Genomic DNA, 18196 nt, shown 5'->3' with positions numbered 1-18196 from the left:
TGCACTGAGTCGGATGACGCAATTGGGGATACCGTGCAGCGTTCGAATCACATGACAGGTGTGCCAACAGTAGCCATCCCGCCGACCAACTTCTATGATATATACGTCAGGGCAGGCCAGCGGAAAGAAATCAACCGTCTCAAAATTCTTAAGGATGTAATCGACCGCAATCTGTGTCCCGATCAGGCTGCGGAAATTGAGCGATATGAATCGACTCAGGCTCCTACAGGATGTCATCGATCACAAGCCGCGTCCTGGCAAGGTTTCCTAAATGCTCGGTATCCCGCCGTACCCCTGCAGCCGTCTGCAGAAACGTTATCGCCCGTCCGGGCCGCTTGGTATGAACAATCTCTGGTGTCACTTTTCCTGACATAACTCAGGTCATAGATAGTTAATGATTAATAAAAGTAGTATTATGTATTTAATTTGTAATGATTTTTAATGGCTAATATAATAAATTTAGCAGAAATGTAACTTCCGTATATATGTAAATCATCGTCTTTATTCGAATCGCAAAGATCTACGACGGTCTTTGCACAAATACATAATGGTTTATTGATGGATAACTCAGTAGCACGATGGATTGCAAATATCTCCATATCCAAGCCACCTGATTTACGATGATGATTTTGTATGTTTGTTAACAACTCTTTAGATGCTACTACAGCTGAACCACTAGTAAAAATGGAGAAAATAGGTGGAGTTGGTTCATCAGGTTTAGTCGCACTATAACCTTCTTCAAGTTCTTTAAGAAAATCATCTTGGTCGATCATTATGCTTAAATTTGTCAATGTATTCTGATCGGTGGATACTTGGTAAGGCTCTTGCTTAAAGCCATCATCAGTCCATTTACCAGACTGGTATTCGTATGCCATTTTTGAAACAAGTAATTGGCCCAGTTTAACATTATCTGTAAAACCACCACAAATCCCACTCATTGCTACAATTGATGGCTTATAACGATCAATACAAGCCCCTGCGATGATAGCTGCATTAACAAGTCCCATGGATGGCAGAAGGACGACTGAACCTTTTTTCTCTCCGATATCAATGTCATAGAAATCAATTCCCCGTCTATTACATTTTTTACCATTAATCATGGTAATATAAGGAGTTCGCTCTTCTTTTAATGCACAAAAAATCAAAAAGTCGAGAGTTGTATTTTTATTTAGTTGAATCAGTAAATGCTCAAGTGTCGACTTCCACCCTTTTTTGTTAGAATAAGTAGAAAGAATACAACCATGTGATTCGTAGAAATCTCTGAGCTTTGGGAATTCATCTGGAAATGAACTGATAGCTAATAAAAGAGATTCTTGTTTACTAGATTTCTTGATAGTCTCTAATATCGTTAATCCATTAAATTGCGCTTCACCACCGTCAATATTAGGTAGTTTTAAATCAATTATGAATAATCCAATATCATGATGTAGATTTGTAGTGAAGTCGGTCATGCTCTTGGCTATAATAATATCACTATCAACTATATTTTTTGATAGTAGAAAACTCTTGATATCATCTCTTTTGTTTTTATTATCTTCAATTAGCATTATTTTCATGCATGTTTTCTCAGTATAGATGTTATCTTTTGCAAAGTAGGTTGAGATTTATAAGTATATAAAACGGCACCAATTATATCTTGATTATATTTTTCTTTGACAACACTTATTGATTTTTGCAACTTCACTTTAACGCCGCCAATGTAAAAATCAGGATATTGGGTGATAATTATTATTTTTGTTGTTTTCTTACGCGATTTTAATGCTCTCAAAACTTCTATTCCACCTTGAGCTTGGTCATGTCCTTTTTTCTTATCTCCTGAGTTATCGCTAAAAGTAGATAAGGCCATATCTAAAATAATCAAATCGAAATCATTGTCAATAACAGCCAAAACCGCATCATTCACGCAATCGACTATTTGTGGTTCAATTCCGTAAACTGTTTTAACACATTGTATTAACTCATCTCTTTTATGTACTTCATCCTCAACCAAAAGTATTTTCATGCAATTGCTCCTGAAGTGACTGCATTTTCTTCTGTAGCTATTTCTGCGTGGATCGAAAACCCTAAGGTCAGCTGCGAATTATCATTATCAAAACGAAATCTCATAGTCTGTTTGCCTTCGTTAGCTCTGGTAATGAATTTTATCTTTTTAATTCCAGAATAACCTTCCGTAACCATATCTGTACTATCTTCTTCTGCACTAATTGCTTCTTCAATTCTTAGTTTAGATTCTTCAAAGTTATGTTTTGCTACTTTTGATGTGATATCTACAGATACAGACTCTAATACTGATTCTAAGTCTATTTTTAGCACAGAGACATCAATATGTATTACACTATTCTCCTCTCCATGTGTATGCGCGTTTTGTAATAGTACGGCGAGACAGTCATACAATCGATGAACACTTATACCTGTGTATTTGTTGTCTATTGCTTCACCATTAAACTCTACATTATTATTTCTATTTAGATCAATTAGAATTATTTGACATAAATCTTTAATTGAAGCTGAGATGAATCCAGTATCAGGAACTTGGAACCAATCAGAAACTTTGATAAATACTTCGTTTACCGCTTCGTGTAGCTCAGCTACAATCTGCGTCTCCCCAATGCTGTGATTTTGGAAGTGTTTATCGATAGAATCCTTTGCTTGTTGTAATAGTGTTGTCCTAATAAACCTTGCGGCATTTTCAAGTTGAGGTGTTATTTGCTTCCAGCAAAACGCAATGATGAGCTCATTTAGCAATTCACTTCTACCGGTTGAACGAAGAGTGTTTGTTAAGAGGCGAATATTTTCACTGGTCGCGGAATCATCAGTGTCAATCGATGCGTTAAATAAGGAATTACTAGACTTAAATTGAAGGTGTTCACGCCTGAGTTTATCAACAATAGCTTTATAAGATGCAAGCCAGGATTCAACTATCCTTTGCATCTGTTGATTTGCAAGTACTATTCTATGTTCAGGTTTCCGAAGTACCGCATCTACAGTATCTGTTGTTACACCATCTAGAGTATTATGTCTAATTCGTCTGCCGAGGTAAGACTGAATACCAAATTCGTTATTAAGGCAAAATTGTTCAAAAGCGTCTTTTGCAATTTGAGGTATAAGATAGTCACCACTATTTACTAGCTGTATATATAATATATCTGATTCATTTTCATTATCACTTTGCGCAGTTGATATAATAGCCTCTGAGCGACTGAATAGTGAACGATATTGTTCTGTGGACATCGTAGGGTTACTGTCTAACCAATTTTTCATCGATACGCTATCAACATAAATTCTACTACTATCAAAATATTTTTGAAGCTTCGATACCTTTTCTCTTGTATTTATTGATTCTGCTTCTATTATGTACTCGATTTGATTTAATTTTTTTCCAACCGACATTAAAATCTCACGTCGTATCGAAGAGGCTTCTGAAGCATTAGATACAAGGCCGTACATTTTCTCCAGAGTGACTTCATCTAGTGATACAACTATATAGCTGGCTATTGCAGGGCTGCTTTCAAGTAAATCAGAAATAAATTTTACGATAGAGCCACTAAATTTTTCTTTAACGTATGATATAAAATCTGTTCTAAAGTCAAAGTCAGTATCAGGGTCTGCTGATTTTTTCCTATATAATGCAAGTGTCAGTACAGTCACTAAGCTTTTATTGTCTTCCGATGATGTTAACAGAAGCGTCTGCATTTCATCTTCGGTCAGCAATGTATCTAGCCTCAAAGTATTTTCAAAAATAAACTTTATATTCTCTCCTGTTAATGATAACAGGTTATTTCTATTTCTAAGAATATTTAAAAATAAGTAGGTTCTATAGAATGTATCCTGCTTTATTTCTAATTTCTCATTAGTGCTTATACCATCGTTAGCTAATAATAATCTTTTTTCATCTTCGAATTCTGCAGTTGAGTGGCTGTGTTTGATTTCTATTTCATTTAATAATCTGGCCCCTATAACCTTATCAATTTTGTTTCTATATCTTGCTAGATCTTTACGTTCTAAAAATGCGGAAGAGTTTCTATATAAATCTAATGAATAATCTCCCTCGTCGTTAAGAGAACGGTAATAATCAGTCACTATTTCATTATTTTTAAGTTCGGAGGTGTATAACAATAAATTATGGATTCCAGATATTAGTTTAGAGTTAAGTCTTTTTTCTAATTCAAACTTAGCTTCTTTAAATTCATCATCCAAATTAAAAAGCACGACTAGCGAGTATATAGCATCAATTAGAGCTGATTCAGAGGCTCTTAACAAGAACTCCGCTAAGTCATCGATAGATAATGGTGTAGGTATAAAGTTATTAAGCGATATAGCCTTTCTTATATTCCCATCTACTCTTCCAATTAGTGCGCTTACTCTTCTTCTGGCAACAACAAATAAGGATATTCTTGAATTCAAGTTTTCTAATGCGCTGAAATGAAATCCAGGTCTATCTTTATGTCCGAATTCATCTTCAATTTTTGTGACTATCTTTTGATCATTTGATGTTAGATCACGTGAGCTTATGAGATAAGCTAGTTTGTATGATAAGAAATTAGATGCTCCATATTCTTCGCTATACTTTAATATCAATCTAAGAGCCGTGTCTGTTTCTAATTGCTCTAAATATGATAGCGATTTGATAACTTCCAGATGTCTTAATGAAACATCTTCAAATGAATTTATAAAACCAGATAGGTAGCTTAGCTCTTCTCTCCATGATAATGGTTTAGGTGTAATCATAGTGTAAAGTTCACTACTCGTTGGCTTTTCACTTATTTTTAGTAACCCATCTCTTCCCTTTATTACTGCTCCTATTATCATGCAATCAGAAAGATTATTATCTTTTCTAATTTTCTGGATTTCAAACTTATTAATTCTTGATTTATTCAAATATCCCCTCAATAAATTTCTTTTGTTTTTATTTTTAACTTTAGATAATGTATTTAGCAACTTTAAGCTATTTTCTGACTTTGATTGCCATTTGGTATAGTCCATTTTGTTTCAGTCCTATAAAATTTATAAAAAATTAGCCCATGAAATTTATAACCATCGGAGTTATTGAAATCATAAAGCCAAGGCATGATATGATAGCGAACGATAGCCTGAAACATTTCCCATAACTCCATAGTGAGCGCATGGTTTTATTGAGGTTTTCATTATTGTGGTCAGAGGTGAAAATTTTCATTTCTTCATTATCATAATTATCCTCTGCTTTTCTCAAGGCTTTCTCTGCATTTTTTATAAGAAATGACACCCTTGAGTCAAGTTTATGAAAAATAAAGGTTATAAATATAATAAATATACCCAAGGCAGATGTCAGATAAATTAGATTGCCTCCTTGCTGTAAGCATATTCCACTACCTGCTATCAAAAGACTTATTATCGTAATATAGAAATTAAATACCGTCATTCTTTGTTGAGAGTGTAGTTCAAAATATTTCCAAGCATGCTCTTGCATCATATTAACCTATGTCTCTTCAGATTTACTATCTATCAAGGTTATCTTTTTTCAACGAAAAACCACCTTCGCCAACCTATAAGGATCATGTAAGATATTCATTCTTCTTCTAAAATGCTACCGCCCTCAGGAATCCTTAACCTGACAAATCTTCTTATGCTTCTACATATCCTACATAGTTCAACAACATCTTCAATATTTTTCGCTGCTCTGATTGTGCAATTCATCCTGCTACAGAGGATTCGGAGACAGAGTGTGACCAGTGCTTCTGACACTCAATCTCAATGTCCGTTTTTTCGCTCACAGCGGACCTTCAGCTCAGTTAGCTTGAACGCTCCGTGCCAAAGTCGACCTTTCTATAGTAATCTGTCACAAAACATTGGGCGCAGTTCAATGGATATGTGCTTACTGGGTCTGGCTGTTCTTTTCTAACCGAAGGGCTGAAAAGCAAGGGGAACTCGGAGAAGCAAGCGCAGCGGCTTCGTAGAGTTAGCCCTTGCTTCATTTCGTATAATAATAAAAAATCGTAGTGGACGATGTTATTATATAAATACATACAGCTTCGTTTGCATTTATTTTAAAGCTTCTATTGCAGTTCAGGAGAAGCTTCGAGTCCATTGCTTCGGTAGCTTAAAGGAAGCTAAATGAAAAAGCTGTTTAAATGCTTCGCTTACAATGATTTTAAAAGTTTCTCTTATAGTGCAGGAGAAACACCAAATTCATCGCTTCGGTAGCTCAAAGGAAGCTAAATGAAAAGGTTGTTTAAATGCTTCACTTGCATTGATTTTAAAGGTTTCTCTTGCAGAGCGGGTAGGGCTTCTAATATATATCTTCGATTGTGCAAGTGAAGCCCTGAAATACACTTTTTCAGATCAATATTATAATGAGCTATAACAGTGAATGGTAAGTATGTAGGTGTGAGATTATTATCGGACATAAAATTTTCTTAGTTCTTTTTTTCTAAAATTGATTACCTGTAAGTGAAAGATTAATTTTGTTTAACAGGGTTGTGATGAATTATATTTTCATTTAATTGTAAGTAACGAGGGGAGTGGTGTGGATTTTATTTTTAAAAAATACAATGGTATAGCCAGATTTAGCATTAATTATAAAAATAAATTATTCACAGTCATTGACATTATTTAAAAATGATTTATTAATAATATATGTCATCAATAGTTTTTGCTGATATGAATCCTGTACTATGTACAGTTTGTTATTTGCCCCACGTTTGGGGATATTGGAAAGGCTACTCATTAGTAGCCTTTCGTCCATTCAGGCAGCAAAAATTTTAAGCTGTTGCGCCTGGACATAATCTCCCCACCACTGCATGAGAGCTACTCGTTCGGTAATATATTCCGCCCGATTATATGCAGCGATAATTTCGTCTTTTTTTGAGTGGGCAAGGGCCGCTTCAAGTGCATCTGTCCTGAATTTTCCTGACTCTTCCGCTGCCGTTCTTGCAATAGATCGCATTCCATGGGCAACAAGTTCACCTCCAAAACCCATACGGATAATTGCTGCGTTGGCTGTTTGTTCATGCATATGGTTTAAGGGAGCCTTTATGCTGGTAAATACCCACTCGCGGTGCCCACTGATTGATTCCATAGATTTAAGTATCCGAAGAGATTCTTTGCTTAATGGAACCTTATGAGGTTTTTTCATCTTCATAAATTCAGCCGGGATGTTCCACATGCTGTTATCCATATCTATATCAGACCATCTTGCGCGGACAGCTTCACCGGGGCGAACCCATGTGAGAAGTTGCCATTCAATCAGTAGTCTTGTTTCTAAACGGACAGATGCATTGTTCAGTGCTGCCAGAAAACGAGGGAGTTCAGAGGGGGGCAAGGCAGGCATATTCTGTTTTTTAGGCTTACTGAAACGTTGGCCCAGATTATCTGCGGGGTTAAATTCAATCAGCTCTTCTGTAGCCGCCCAACGGAAGATTTCATTCAACCTGGAAATAAGCCGTCGCAAAGTTTCCAGTACTCCTCGTTGTTCAATTGGATCAAGATGCTGTTTCAAGAGCTTTGGACGGATCTCATTGATTGGCACATTACCCAGACCGGGGAAAATATTTCGTTCAAGGCTTCGCCAGATGTCTTCCGCATGGTCCTGTGAGATGCCAGAGGTCTTTATCTTCTCATCCAGCCATTTTCTCGCTACGGCTTGTAAGGTGTGTTCTGTGGCATTCTTTAATGCATTAGCTTTATCGTTGTTATGGACTTGAGGGTCCGTTCCATTCGCAAGCAAGCAGAGGTATTCATCACGTAAGGCTCTTGCTCTTGCCAAGGTAAGGTGAGGGTATGTCCCAAGGCTCATCTTGGTTCTTTTCTTGCTCACTGGCACTGAATACCTGAAATACCAGTTCTTTTTCCCACCTGTTGAGAGGGGGGAGATTCGTAGAATTAAGCCATCTCCGTCAAACAAGTTGATTTCTTTGCCTGCTGGTTTGGTGTTCTTGATTTCAGTGTCGGTGAGTTTTTTAGCGAGTTTTGCCATTTTGGGACCCTCGATTTTTGGACCCCTTTGCGTTGGGTCCCATTCAGGGTGCCATAATTTGTAGTTCTCAGCAATTCTCACTAGACGTCAATGGACATAAAAAAGCCCGCAGAGCTTGTGCTGTGCGGGCTTAGTAGACTTTACTGAACTTCAGTACATCAATGTTTGGTGGAGCTGGCGGGAGTTGAACTCGCGTCTGAAAGTTATTTAACTCATTGAAAATAAAGGATTCTGTCACTTTGACAGGCCTCGCGTGCATTTTACGTGCATATTGAGGTCTGTCTAACGTCCTGATTCTGTCCAACATTTTGAAATATTTACCCCGCTACAGCGCGGCTGAAATCGCGGTTTTACCGTCATATTCAGCCAGGTATTTACCGTAGTTGCGGAATATCATTTCCGGCCCTTTGTGGCCCATCTGTCCGGCAAGCCAGAAGAGGTTAACGCCCTGGCTAATATGCTTGGTGGCGAATGTGTGCCGCGTCTGGTAAGGGTTACGATAGCGCACGCCAGCTTTTTTCAGGGTCGGCACCCATGCTTTTTTACGGATAGCGTCGGCGTTCGCCCAGGGTTCTCCCGTTTTCGGATCGCTGAATATGAACTCACTTTTCATAAAGGTGTATTGCTTCTGCGCCTGCAGGGCCGCCAGCGCCTCACTGTTCAGCTCCACCTTACGGGTACCGGCTTTTGTCTTGGTGCCTTTAAGTACCCCTACGACACTGGCCGCCTGGACGTGGGCTGTGTTCGCGATGGTGTCGAGATCAGGCCAGCGCAGCGCGCACAGTTCGGAGCTCCGCAGACCGGTATTGAAAGCAAAGCGGAACAGGTTTTCCCATTCCGGGTACCTGCAGCTCTGGTAAATGGCGAGGGTCTCCGCTGGCGTGAACGGGTCAACCTCGTAATCGTCGGCGCTCGGGCTGCTGTCGATCACGTGGTACCGGCTGGCGCTGACGAGGGTTACCGGGTTAATGGTCAGCAGGCCATCCGTAACAGCTTCGTCGATGGCGCTGCGCAGAAACGAAAGGTTATTCCTGGTCGTTTTCAGCTTTGTTTTCCGGCTGGCTATCCAGTTTTTAAGGACCGCTGGCGTCAGTTCTGATACGTGGAGTTTATGCAGAGCTGACAGCGCCGACAGGCATTTTTCATAACCATTTATAGTCGACGGGGACAGGTTGCGGTTCTGGCAGATTTTCAGGTACTCGTCCAGGTAGGACTTTATGTTTTTGGTTTTCTTCACCACCCCGAACAGCTCCAGCTTTTTGGAGTTGGGGAAATATTTCGCATATTCAAAGGTGCCACTGACGATCTGGTTTTGTATCTCCCCGAGCAGGCGCTCGGCGTACTTCACACCGCGCGCGTTTGCTTCCATTTTGGAGAGGGGCTCCCGGCACAGAACCCCTTTGTATGTGAACGTGATAACCAGAGTGTCGCCAGTTTTATGCTGGCGGATGGTTACTCCTCTTGGGAGAGATAATGATCCTTGTTCTTTCTTGCCCACTTTGAAACCTCCGTTAAGTCAATCCAGCGTTCTTTAACGCCATCGACTTTTAATACATGTACTCCCTCCTTCCATAACCCCCTTTGTATCCGTTTGTTAACGGCTTCTACCGTTTCCCCCGCGTCCCTGCAGTATGTAGAAAGGGGTACACAGTCAAGACTCATGGCTGACCTCCTGCCCGAAAGCCTGGGCATTTTCCAGTTCATTAGCGGCATAAATCAGGGCGTTGTGATGCGCGCGAAAACCACCATCAAGTTCGCGAGCAGCTCTGTCGCGCAAGATGTCGATCGCTGGTTGGTAACCACCGGCCGCAGGTTCGGCAGTTAGCGCGACCAGTGCGATTTCCAACGCGCGCTTATTCATCAGCGCTTCATTGCGGAGGTTGTCGTTAATCTGCGAATTTGGCTTTATCCGCGCCATCTTTGCGGTGATGTGCGCTATTAACTGTTTATTGGTAATTGTGTTCATGGCTTCACCACCGTTCTTCATCTTCTTCCTCCCAGCGCTGGCGCTCAGCATCAATACAGGGTTTGCACACCTCATAGACGCGACCGTAGCTACCTTCTTCAATATCCCTATGAGGGATTAAAATCTCGGCGTGTTTGCCGCACCAGTTGCATTTACCGAAATAATCGGCGGTTTGAGATTCCCGCACATATTCAACGTGGCATTCCTGGCACATATCGTGATACTCGCAGCCAAATGAATCTGTTTCACCCTGAACGCGGCGAACGGCATCACGATCGGGGTGAACATCGCATTTAGTTCCTTCCGGAACCCTCGAAAGGTGCCCTGGTAAACTTGATACCGGACCATTGCTAACTTCGCCCATATCTAACCTCAGAAACCTATCAAAAATTTATACTCAATCAGCGCGCCGAAAACGACGGCCACCAGCAACAGGCTAAACAGCATAGAGAGGAGGAAATACTTCATCGTGATGCCTCCCGAAAAACAGCTCTGTACGCACGGAGCATGTCCCGGGACTTGCCGGATAAAACCGTTCTCATGAAGAACATCCCGCTACGGGTTGCTACGATTCCGGGTGTGTGTAGCAGCGTGACATCTACCACTCTGTTATGTTTACGGAACTCAAACAGAGTGCTTGTGATAACGATGTTCGCCACGGCGCCATAGTCCTGATGTTGAATTTTCATTTTCTGTCCTTCAGTTTGCTGTATCGTTCATGGCTCATTACTTCCCAATTCTGGCCGCCGTCTCGGGACAGCAGCCGCCAGCGGCGATTAACCCTCAGGCTCAGGTTTCCGGAGCCGTGCATACGGCAGGGATGAATCCGCCTGGCTCTGAACTGGCGGAGGACATGGACCGCCTGCAGGTGCACCCATTCAGGAATTCGTATCGCTGTCAGGGCCATTGTCCTTCTCTCCTGCAGGTGGGGTGATCGTGTAACCGGCGCGTTCAGCCATCCATAAAAAAGTCTCCAGCGATGCTGTAACCTCGCCGTTCTGAACCGGGCGCGCGTGGATAACTTTCCCGTTCTCGATTGTCAGCACGATATTTACTGGTTCGTGCGTGATAATTGGTGTCTGATCACTCATGGCTTGTCTCCGCTGTGACTGATTTTTGTTTCTTGGCGAACTCGACCAGCTCAGCAATGAGATCGTCGATTAATGCCTTTCCGCTTTCTGTCAGGAACTCACCGCTGCCATTCACATCTACGGCGTTGCTGTAAATTCCTCTGATGGCTTTTACGCCGTCAATATTCCCGTATTCACTGAGAGCCAACTTTTCGAATCGTCTCAACAGACCATCAAGCAATATTTCTGTTAATTCGACGGTGTTTATTCCCCCCTTAGGCATATTGATAATGATGCAGGTGCTTCCGGTTTTACGCTGGTGGCGTAATAACGCAGCCTTTAAAATTCGTCGGCGATAAGTGGTAATGAAATTATTCATTTGCCATATGCCTTTTTTAAATAAAGCATGCCTATAGACCAATAACCTATTGAGCTAAATAATTGGGCTGTTTTAAATGCCTGTCGATTAATCATGATTCACCTTAATTTGATTGTGAGAATCCCCAGGATTACTCCTGTAATAGAAATATTTATTATTTCTTAAGCTGGGTTTTTTGACTCTTCCTCAATAAGGTAAGCAGCCACCGGACCAATAAGATCTGCCAAAAGTGATGCCACAGCTTCCACATCAGAATCTGTCAGCTTGTGGGGATAGTTCTCAAGCATCCGCGCGACAACTTCAGCTTGATAGGCTTTGGCAGCCGCTTTTTGCAAGGTTAAATCAGGCATTTTCAGCATCCTTATAACCGGAGGAATAAGTAGATGAAATAGCGATCTTGTTTGTGGCAATTGCTAATTCTGCTAAATCAGCAATTGCGCCAGATAACATCATGAGTTTATTTTTATCGATGTTCTTTTCCTCTGCCTCGTTCATTATGCTGATCCCTAAGTGATTGATAGCTTCTAGCAAAGAAATGGTTTTTGTATCGCAATCTGTTGCGATTTGGTCAAAATCAATATGACTGCATTTTTCCTTGTCACCTGCGAAGCGGTAATCAGGAATATCTACAAGCTGGAAAACTTTTTTAGTTGTCGGGTTAGCTTTCATTTCATGGGCTCCATTTGTTGCCGATGAAACAACAATACATAACGTATTAAATCTCGTCAATACAAAACGGATTAATCTGATGTATTAATTTTTATCTTGCTGTTTGTAAAGGTGTTTTTGTCTTTTTTGGGGGCGCATGGCATAAAAAAAGCCGCTTGCGCGGCTTGTGCTCTATGGCAGATTGGTTATCTTTGCGTCAACCACGACGCCGATAATACGGCAATTACCGTTTATGGGAATGATGGGATATTGAGGGTTTAACGGCTTGAGGAATCGTTGACCAGCATCGATAACCAGCTTTTTGAAAGTGGCCTCGTTATCCCCATCGAGCTTAGCGACAACTAACTTTCCGTTGATGGGTTCAACCTGAGGATCGACCAGTATAACCATGCCTTCGGGAATGCTAAGCCCAGCTGGCGATGTCATCGAATCCCCTCTGACATCTAACCAAAATGAATCTTCTGAACATTCCACGGTTGTATCATACCAGCGGTCGATCGCGCGCCTATGATATGGCTCCACTGCTTCCATCCAATCCCCTGCGCTGACCCAACTGATTACGGGGTAGCTTCCTTTCGATTCATTCATCGCGTGAAATGACACATTGTGATCAGCTCTTGCGTCGCTCACTGCGCCGTCAGCGTCAACCACAAAACCTGGCATTTGTAGAATTTTAAAAATTTTTGCTATGACCTCCAGGTTAGGTTCACGTCTTCCGTTTAGCCAATGGCCTAGCCCACCCTGTGTCATACCGAGTGCTTCAGCTAGCTGTTCTTGAGTCATTCCGACTTCTTTCATCCTGGATTTCGCCAGGTCCTGCCATCTCTGTTTCATAGACATGATTATTACAATCCGTATTTTTTGAGCAACTTCCATTTTGTATTATTGTTTTATGTGTGTATAGTACGTTATGTATTATTTAGATAGGAACTATCCGAATGAGCGGTATTAAGAGCCTAAGGCTGAAAGCAAAAGTGACCCAGGGGGAGCTGGCAGCGTTGATCGCTAGCTCTCAAGGGGCCGTTAGCCACTACGAAACTGGTCGTCGAATCCCAGATATTGAAGTTGGGAAACGCATTGTGAGCGCCTTTAAGCAGCTCGGATATGAAACCAGTCTGGATGAGGTTTTTTCCGATGAACATACCGGAGAGCAACTTCGATAACGCACTGCTGCCGGATACCCACTCAAAAGCTGATGCCGAGTGGATCAAGCAGCAGTTACTTAGCCTGACACCAACTGCACGACAAAAAGCTATCCAGCGTTATGCAGCTGTGTATCAGGAGACGTTCGAAGCTGAACCCGTTTCCTACCGCAAGGAGAACCGGGCAAGGCATGAAGCAAACACAAGGCTTCGCCTGTTTGTGAGAAATCAGGGCAGAGCTTTACAGGGGTATACCGCCGAACCTCCCCTGGCTGGAACGCAATCGCGCTCCTCATTGTTTCGGGTTTAAAGGTACCCGAACAGAAACAGGCTTAAAGGTGCCTGTTCAGGTTGGCAACCAACTGACCCAACTCCTCATATGTACTAGGGAAGTAGTACGTTTTTATGGGGAAGAGGGAAAGGGGGGTAAGGGGGGATTGGGTGTAGGGGCAGGAATAGGGTCTTTTCCAACAGGAGAGATCCATTGGTTAGGTAGATCACTGTCTTAAGGGCGCAATTTAAAAAAACGCCTGTATCAGCAAGGTAGTACAAAGCGCTCAGGCGCTGAGAAACGAAAAGGGTTCTTCCTGGAAGAGTGATTTTTTCAGAGGAGCTGAATCAGAAGGGAGGCTGGCAGCCTTTGGGGAGGCCACCAGCCATGTGAGGGGGAATCCATGAAAACCACATCACAAAATTATTATCTCATCAGCACGGGGGCAGCACAATGGAGCTGACGATCACGCCGAATTTTGCACAGGAACGAGCGCTAAACATGTTGCGCCGTGACTGGAAGGCAAACGACACCTTCATGGTGTACTCGCCAACCGGTAGCGGTAAAACAGGTTTGGCCGCCTTCATCGTCGCCGGGTTTGTCAGCCGTGGTATGCGCGTCCTGTTCTGTGCACCGTACACCATCCTGATCGGTCAGACGGCTAATCGGTTCGTGGAGTATGGGTTACCGGGGGATGAAATCGGTTATATCTGGGCAGATCACCCGAACTACGATCCGGACCGGAAAATTCAGATTGCCAGCGCCGACACGCTTATTCGTCGTGTTTTTCCTGAAAACATCGATCTGCTGATTATCGACGAAGCACACCTGCGTAAAAAACGCATCCTGAAGGATATCGAACGTCTGCGCGGCAAAGGCGTAAAGGTGATTGGCCTGTCGGGTACTCCGTTTTCCCCGTTCCTGGGCAAATACTATGACCGACTGATTAAGCCGACCACCATTGGCGAGTTAATCCAGCGTGGCGATCTGAGTAAATACGAATTTTACGCGCCAACTAAGCCGGATCTTAAAGGTGTTAAAACCAAAGCATCGCTTGAGTACGGCAGCGATTACAACGAAACGCAGCTGGCTGAAATCATGTGCGGCTCTACGCTGGTGGGCGACATCGTACAGAACTGGCTGGAGAATGGCCGGGATCTGCCTACCATCGCTTTCTGCGTCAACGTAGCCCACGCCAATTACCTGACAATCCAGTTTAACCTGGCGGGTGTTAATGCTGAGGTCATGACCGCCGACACTCCAGTGGATGAGCGCCAGACCATCATTCACCGCTTTGAAACCGGTGCAACGAAAATCATCGTTAGTGTGGGCGTTCTGGTGGCCGGCTTCGATAGTGACGTTCGTTGCATCATCTACGCCAGGCCAACAAAAAGCGAAATTCGCTGGTTGCAGGCGCTCGGCCGTGGACTGCGCACAGCACCGGGTAAAGAGTCCTGCCTCATCTTCGATCATAGCGGCACCGTACACCGTTTGGGTTATCCGGATTCAATCGAGTACGACGATCTTCCCGGTAAGTCTGACGGCATGGAGGAAAGCGCGCGCCGCGCAGCTGAGGAACGGGCCGAAAAGCTGCCACACGAATGCTCTCAATGCCATTACATGAAGCCAGCTGGCGTCTATGTATGCCCGAAATGTGGGCATAAGCCGCTGGGCGGTGAGGACGTCGAAACCGACACCGGCCGCAAACTCAAAAAGCTGGGTAAAAACCAGCATCAGCCCACTAAGGCAGAGAAACAGGCCTGGTGGAGTCAGATCAAATTCTATCAGCGCCAGCGCGTATCGCAGGGGAAAAAGCCCGTCAGCGATGGCTGGTGTGCAAATACCTTTCGCGAACGGTTTGACGAGTGGCCTAACGGGTTGAGCGATTTCCCGATGGAGATCACGCCGACCGTCTCTAATTTCATCCGGCACAAATTGATTGCGTATGCGAAAGGGCAGGAGAAGGCCAAGCGCCTGCAGGAGGCATCAGGCACGGTTGCCCCATCCTCAGTACAACAAGCACAGAAAGCGATTAGCGATATCAAACAGCAGTTAGGAAAACGAGCATGAAGACGGCAGAAGCAGCAAAAGGTCAATGGGCAATGATTTTTGAGCACTTCGGGTTACCCCCCATTAATGCCAGAAATCATTTTAAAGGCGAATGTCCGGTATGTGGTGCGCGGGGAAAGTTGCGTATTGATGATCGGGATGGCCGGGGAACATGGATCTGTACCTGCGGCAGCGGTGACGGAATGAAGCTTGTCACTCTGACACAAGGGAAGCCATTCAATGAAATTTGCAGGGAAATAGACCAGCTGATTGGTAACAACTTTACCCGCGAAGCGTTCCCGCGCACTTCAGATGCAGTAAGCGCCCGTGATCGGGTTCTGTCCAAATTTTCGAAACTGGTCAACCTGAAAGGAACTACCGGGGCGGATTATCTGCAGGCCAGGGGAATTTATCAGCTCCCACAAGAGGCGGTGAAGTTCAATGATAAACAACGCTACGGCGGTAAGGTTTACCAGTGTCTGTATTCACTCGCAACCGACGATAAAGGCGAGCTTTGCTATCTGCACAGAACCTTACTGGACGGTAACCGGAAAGCCCAACTAAGGGATTCTGCCGGAGCGAAGCGCCAGAAATCTCTTCAGGACGAAAGTTATCTGGATCATGCCCGTTCTGTCGCTATTCGCATGTTCCCGGTAGCGACGACCCTCGGAATTGCCGAGGGTATCGAAACGGCTCTTTCCTGCAAGCAGCTGTACAACGTTAACACCTGGGCCACCATGACCAGCGGATTCATGAAGAAATTCCGTGTTCCTGCAGGTGTGAAAAATTTGATTATTTTCGCAGATCGAGACGTAAACAGCGCCACCGGATTGGCTGCGGCCACGGAATGCGCCCATGCCAACTTACTGGCAAAAAATGACCTGGAAAAAATCAGCATCTACTACCCGGATTACGGGGATTTTAACGACATGCTCATGAACGGCGATCAGGTTCGTGAGGTGGTTTTCTTCAAGAAAAAGGCGGCTGCGTAATGCGTACTGATAACAACGAACATAAAGCACTATTCACCATCCCGACGGCAGCGCACAGCTCCGCCCTCGCAAACATCAAGCCTCTGCCCGAGCAACGGAGAATCACCGGGCATAAGCAGACGGATGCTTATCTTTGGGTGCTGGAGGTTATCCGCCTGAACGAACCCGCGCATCTGGACGCAGCTGAAGCCGCGCTGGAGAAAATTAAAATCTCCCCAAAAGAGGCCGAGGAACGCTATTCGCGTTATCTACTGGCGAATGGTGGCGATCCTTTCCAGGTTGCTTTCGGTACCATCGGTATGGATAACCCGGCTCGGGCTATCAAGAACGCCCGTGAGAGCATCAAAAAAGCAGCATCAGTCAGGGCCACGTTCGGCAACTATGAGGCAGCGTTCGAAGATGTGGAGGCCGAGCGAGTAATCAAATCTTCCGAGAAATTTATTGATGATTACGAATGGGGATGGACTCCGGAGGAACTCGAAGCCGGTCATATTGGTGGCGGCCGTATGTTTGAAATTGACGATCAGCGTCGTAAATATGTTGATGGATATCGTGAAGTTCTGCCAACGCCTAACACCCTTTCTGATGTCGTCCGTGAGTTCGTTTACTGGGACTGGCTCTACAGTGTACGCAATACGGCAGGTAAGGAACTCGGCTATGACTTTGGCTATTCAGAGCATCATAAATCAGTTTATGACCGTGAGTGCTACTTGGAAAAACTGCTCGCAACCATCAAACCCGTGACGCGATCTGAAGCCGTGGAAGTATGCCGCTGGTTTCTGGCAAGCGGAAAGGACGAATTTATGGAAGACAACGGCGCGGCGGTAATTCTTAACCTGGTAGGGGAGTGTGAAGAATGAAACTGGAGGCATCACTAAAACATTTTAGCCCTCAGGGAATGCACATCAGCGACGACGTGAAAGGAACCTCTCCGGATCGTATCACCGGCACCGATGTTATGGCGGCCATTGGTACCACCAGCAGCCGAGCGCGGTTTGGTCTGGCTGCCTTCTTTGGTAAGACCGGGATCAGCAAAAGCGATGAGCAGTTGGCTGTACAGGCTCTGGCGCGTCATGCAATGGAATCAGCGCCCAGGAATGTACGTAAAGCAGCGGCAGGTGAGTTTGGCTGGTGCATGATGGTGCTCGCACAATTCGCCTTTGCCGAATACTCCCGTTCTGCGGAAACCAGCGTGACGTGTCACAGCTGCAGCGGCAGCGGATTAACCTCTCAGTATGAGGATGTGATCAAACATCCTGGAGTCTTCAACTCTGACGGAATGGAAATCGTACCGCCGAAAATCAAGCACGAACTGGTCAAGCGCAAATGCGCGGCATGTAACGGTAAAGGTGAGCTGCTGGCCCGATGCCGTTGCGGCGGCAAAGGTGAGGTGCTCGACCGCAAAGCCACAAGCGAGCGCGGCGCGCCGGTGTTTAAAACCTGCGAGCGCTGCAGCGGAAATGGATTTTCTGGGGTACCGTCTACTGCAGCCTATAAAGCGATACTGAAGCGAGTCCCGGATCTGCACGTCAGAACGTGGACCCGTAACTGGAAACCGTTCCTGGAGGTGCTTGTCGACGTCTGTCACAGGGAAGAACAAAAAGCAGACTCTGCGTTTCAGGACGCAACGAGCTTTCGTGACGTTGCGAACAAAATTTAGCATATTAGCGACTTTAAGCTTGATTTTGTCCGAACTTGTCGTGTATG

The 18196-nt window shown here is 44.2% G+C and carries 21 protein-coding genes; 6 read left to right on the top strand and 15 right to left on the bottom strand.

Annotated features, from left to right (window positions below):
- Nucleotides 1-413: 413 nt before the first annotated feature.
- The 15 genes from L350_RS07820 to L350_RS07890 form a co-directional block, all read right to left on the bottom strand.
- Nucleotides 414-1556, bottom strand: coding sequence for a 5'-methylthioadenosine/S-adenosylhomocysteine nucleosidase family protein (locus L350_RS07820; RefSeq protein ID WP_032625812.1), 1143 nt, complete (start codon nucleotides 1554-1556; stop codon nucleotides 414-416).
- Nucleotides 1553-2002 (bottom strand): response regulator, encoded by a 450-nt coding sequence (locus tag L350_RS07825; RefSeq protein ID WP_032625809.1) that lies wholly within the window; start codon nucleotides 2000-2002, stop codon nucleotides 1553-1555. Before L350_RS07825 ends, L350_RS07820 begins: the two co-directional genes overlap by 4 nt.
- The gene (locus tag L350_RS07830) at nucleotides 1999-4983 is read right to left on the bottom strand and encodes a hypothetical protein (RefSeq protein ID WP_032625805.1); all 2985 of its coding nucleotides are present in this window, start codon (nucleotides 4981-4983) and stop codon (nucleotides 1999-2001) included. Before L350_RS07830 ends, L350_RS07825 begins: the two co-directional genes overlap by 4 nt.
- A 1738-nt stretch (nucleotides 4984-6721) precedes the next feature.
- Nucleotides 6722-7951: a phage integrase central domain-containing protein gene (locus L350_RS07840; RefSeq protein ID WP_032625800.1), complete on the bottom strand. Its 1230-nt coding sequence runs from the start codon at nucleotides 7949-7951 to the stop codon at nucleotides 6722-6724.
- A gap of 325 nt (nucleotides 7952-8276) precedes the next feature.
- Nucleotides 8277-9449: an Arm DNA-binding domain-containing protein gene (locus L350_RS07845; protein ID WP_032625797.1), complete on the bottom strand. Its 1173-nt coding sequence runs from the start codon at nucleotides 9447-9449 to the stop codon at nucleotides 8277-8279.
- Nucleotides 9404-9613 (bottom strand): hypothetical protein, encoded by a 210-nt coding sequence (locus tag L350_RS24740; protein WP_000050710.1) that lies wholly within the window; start codon nucleotides 9611-9613, stop codon nucleotides 9404-9406. Before L350_RS24740 ends, L350_RS07845 begins: the two co-directional genes overlap by 46 nt.
- A complete protein-coding gene (locus L350_RS07855) occupies nucleotides 9603-9938 on the bottom strand; it encodes a hypothetical protein (protein WP_032625795.1) in 336 nt (111 codons plus the stop codon). Before L350_RS07855 ends, L350_RS24740 begins: the two co-directional genes overlap by 11 nt.
- Nucleotides 9922-10281 (bottom strand): hypothetical protein, encoded by a 360-nt coding sequence (locus L350_RS24320; protein WP_071993633.1) that lies wholly within the window; start codon nucleotides 10279-10281, stop codon nucleotides 9922-9924. The genes L350_RS07855 and L350_RS24320 overlap by 17 nt, the downstream gene beginning before the upstream one ends.
- 100 nt (nucleotides 10282-10381) lie before the next feature.
- Complete coding sequence (locus L350_RS24735; RefSeq protein WP_023325730.1) at nucleotides 10382-10606, bottom strand: hypothetical protein; 225 nt, start codon at nucleotides 10604-10606, stop codon at nucleotides 10382-10384.
- The gene (locus tag L350_RS24730) at nucleotides 10603-10824 is read right to left on the bottom strand and encodes a ParE family toxin-like protein (RefSeq protein ID WP_023325729.1); all 222 of its coding nucleotides are present in this window, start codon (nucleotides 10822-10824) and stop codon (nucleotides 10603-10605) included. The genes L350_RS24735 and L350_RS24730 overlap by 4 nt, the downstream gene beginning before the upstream one ends.
- Entirely contained in the window at nucleotides 10796-11008 is a 213-nt protein-coding gene (locus L350_RS07870; RefSeq protein WP_023150192.1) for a hypothetical protein, read from the bottom strand. Before L350_RS07870 ends, L350_RS24730 begins: the two co-directional genes overlap by 29 nt.
- Nucleotides 11001-11366, bottom strand: coding sequence for a hypothetical protein (locus L350_RS07875; RefSeq protein ID WP_032625789.1), 366 nt, complete (start codon nucleotides 11364-11366; stop codon nucleotides 11001-11003). The genes L350_RS07870 and L350_RS07875 overlap by 8 nt, the downstream gene beginning before the upstream one ends.
- 161 nt (nucleotides 11367-11527) lie before the next feature.
- A complete protein-coding gene (locus tag L350_RS07880; RefSeq protein WP_032625787.1) occupies nucleotides 11528-11716 on the bottom strand; it encodes a hypothetical protein in 189 nt (62 codons plus the stop codon).
- A complete protein-coding gene (locus L350_RS07885; protein WP_032625785.1) occupies nucleotides 11709-12035 on the bottom strand; it encodes a hypothetical protein in 327 nt (108 codons plus the stop codon). The genes L350_RS07880 and L350_RS07885 overlap by 8 nt, the downstream gene beginning before the upstream one ends.
- A gap of 171 nt (nucleotides 12036-12206) precedes the next feature.
- Complete coding sequence (locus tag L350_RS07890; RefSeq protein ID WP_032625781.1) at nucleotides 12207-12875, bottom strand: LexA family protein; 669 nt, start codon at nucleotides 12873-12875, stop codon at nucleotides 12207-12209.
- Nucleotides 12876-12973: 98 nt separating this feature from the next.
- Here L350_RS07890 and L350_RS23425 point away from each other — a divergent pair, with 98 nt between their 5' ends.
- The 6 genes from L350_RS23425 (at nucleotide 12974) to L350_RS07920 (ending at nucleotide 18149) form a co-directional block, all read left to right on the top strand.
- Nucleotides 12974-13198, top strand: coding sequence for a helix-turn-helix transcriptional regulator (locus tag L350_RS23425; RefSeq protein WP_032625779.1), 225 nt, complete (start codon nucleotides 12974-12976; stop codon nucleotides 13196-13198).
- On the top strand, nucleotides 13170-13487 hold the full coding sequence (locus L350_RS07900; protein ID WP_032625777.1) for a hypothetical protein: 318 nt from the start codon (nucleotides 13170-13172) through the stop codon (nucleotides 13485-13487). The genes L350_RS23425 and L350_RS07900 overlap by 29 nt, the downstream gene beginning before the upstream one ends.
- Before the next feature lie 414 nt (nucleotides 13488-13901).
- Nucleotides 13902-15518 carry a DEAD/DEAH box helicase gene (locus tag L350_RS07905; protein ID WP_032625775.1) on the top strand — a complete coding sequence of 539 codons (1617 nt, stop codon included), beginning with the start codon at nucleotides 13902-13904 and terminating at the stop codon, nucleotides 15516-15518.
- Nucleotides 15515-16489 carry a toprim domain-containing protein gene (locus L350_RS07910; RefSeq protein ID WP_032625772.1) on the top strand — a complete coding sequence of 325 codons (975 nt, stop codon included), beginning with the start codon at nucleotides 15515-15517 and terminating at the stop codon, nucleotides 16487-16489. Before L350_RS07905 ends, L350_RS07910 begins: the two co-directional genes overlap by 4 nt.
- Nucleotides 16489-17349, top strand: a complete 861-nt coding sequence (locus tag L350_RS07915; RefSeq protein WP_032625769.1) for a hypothetical protein — start codon at nucleotides 16489-16491, stop codon at nucleotides 17347-17349. The genes L350_RS07910 and L350_RS07915 overlap by 1 nt, the downstream gene beginning before the upstream one ends.
- Entirely contained in the window at nucleotides 17346-18149 is an 804-nt protein-coding gene (locus tag L350_RS07920) for an antitermination protein Q (protein ID WP_032625766.1), read from the top strand. The genes L350_RS07915 and L350_RS07920 overlap by 4 nt, the downstream gene beginning before the upstream one ends.
- Nucleotides 18150-18196: the final 47 nt, after the last annotated feature.

Source organism: Enterobacter sp. MGH 4, assembly GCF_000534735.1.
GTDB lineage: Bacteria > Pseudomonadota > Gammaproteobacteria > Enterobacterales > Enterobacteriaceae > Enterobacter > Enterobacter intestinihominis.
The sequence above is the reverse complement of the archived record's forward strand: the minus strand, read 5'-3'. Positions and strand labels throughout refer to the sequence as shown.

Bases quoted from the DNA above. Each gene is read 5' to 3' on its own strand.
- L350_RS07920 (WP_032625766.1), top strand. From the start codon at position 17,346: ATGAAACTGGAGGCATCACTAAAACATTTTAGCCCTCAGGGAATGCAC.
- L350_RS24320 (WP_071993633.1), bottom strand. From the start codon at position 10,281: ATGGGCGAAGTTAGCAATGGTCCGGTATCAAGTTTACCAGGGCACCTT.
- L350_RS07830 (WP_032625805.1), bottom strand. From the start codon at position 4,983: ATGGACTATACCAAATGGCAATCAAAGTCAGAAAATAGCTTAAAGTTG.
- L350_RS07840 (WP_032625800.1), bottom strand. From the start codon at position 7,951: ATGGCAAAACTCGCTAAAAAACTCACCGACACTGAAATCAAGAACACC.
- L350_RS07885 (WP_032625785.1), bottom strand. From the start codon at position 12,035: ATGAAAGCTAACCCGACAACTAAAAAAGTTTTCCAGCTTGTAGATATT.
- L350_RS24740 (WP_000050710.1), bottom strand. From the start codon at position 9,613: ATGAGTCTTGACTGTGTACCCCTTTCTACATACTGCAGGGACGCGGGG.
- L350_RS24735 (WP_023325730.1), bottom strand. From the start codon at position 10,606: ATGAAAATTCAACATCAGGACTATGGCGCCGTGGCGAACATCGTTATC.
- L350_RS07825 (WP_032625809.1), bottom strand. From the start codon at position 2,002: ATGAAAATACTTTTGGTTGAGGATGAAGTACATAAAAGAGATGAGTTA.
- L350_RS07820 (WP_032625812.1), bottom strand. From the start codon at position 1,556: ATGAAAATAATGCTAATTGAAGATAATAAAAACAAAAGAGATGATATC.
- L350_RS07875 (WP_032625789.1), bottom strand. From the start codon at position 11,366: ATGAATAATTTCATTACCACTTATCGCCGACGAATTTTAAAGGCTGCG.
- L350_RS23425 (WP_032625779.1), top strand. From the start codon at position 12,974: ATGAGCGGTATTAAGAGCCTAAGGCTGAAAGCAAAAGTGACCCAGGGG.
- L350_RS07910 (WP_032625772.1), top strand. From the start codon at position 15,515: ATGAAGACGGCAGAAGCAGCAAAAGGTCAATGGGCAATGATTTTTGAG.
- L350_RS24730 (WP_023325729.1), bottom strand. From the start codon at position 10,824: ATGGCCCTGACAGCGATACGAATTCCTGAATGGGTGCACCTGCAGGCG.
- L350_RS07890 (WP_032625781.1), bottom strand. From the start codon at position 12,875: ATGTCTATGAAACAGAGATGGCAGGACCTGGCGAAATCCAGGATGAAA.
- L350_RS07880 (WP_032625787.1), bottom strand. From the start codon at position 11,716: ATGCCTGATTTAACCTTGCAAAAAGCGGCTGCCAAAGCCTATCAAGCT.
- L350_RS07870 (WP_023150192.1), bottom strand. From the start codon at position 11,008: ATGAGTGATCAGACACCAATTATCACGCACGAACCAGTAAATATCGTG.
- L350_RS07915 (WP_032625769.1), top strand. From the start codon at position 16,489: ATGCGTACTGATAACAACGAACATAAAGCACTATTCACCATCCCGACG.
- L350_RS07905 (WP_032625775.1), top strand. From the start codon at position 13,902: ATGGAGCTGACGATCACGCCGAATTTTGCACAGGAACGAGCGCTAAAC.
- L350_RS07855 (WP_032625795.1), bottom strand. From the start codon at position 9,938: ATGAAGAACGGTGGTGAAGCCATGAACACAATTACCAATAAACAGTTA.
- L350_RS07900 (WP_032625777.1), top strand. From the start codon at position 13,170: ATGAACATACCGGAGAGCAACTTCGATAACGCACTGCTGCCGGATACC.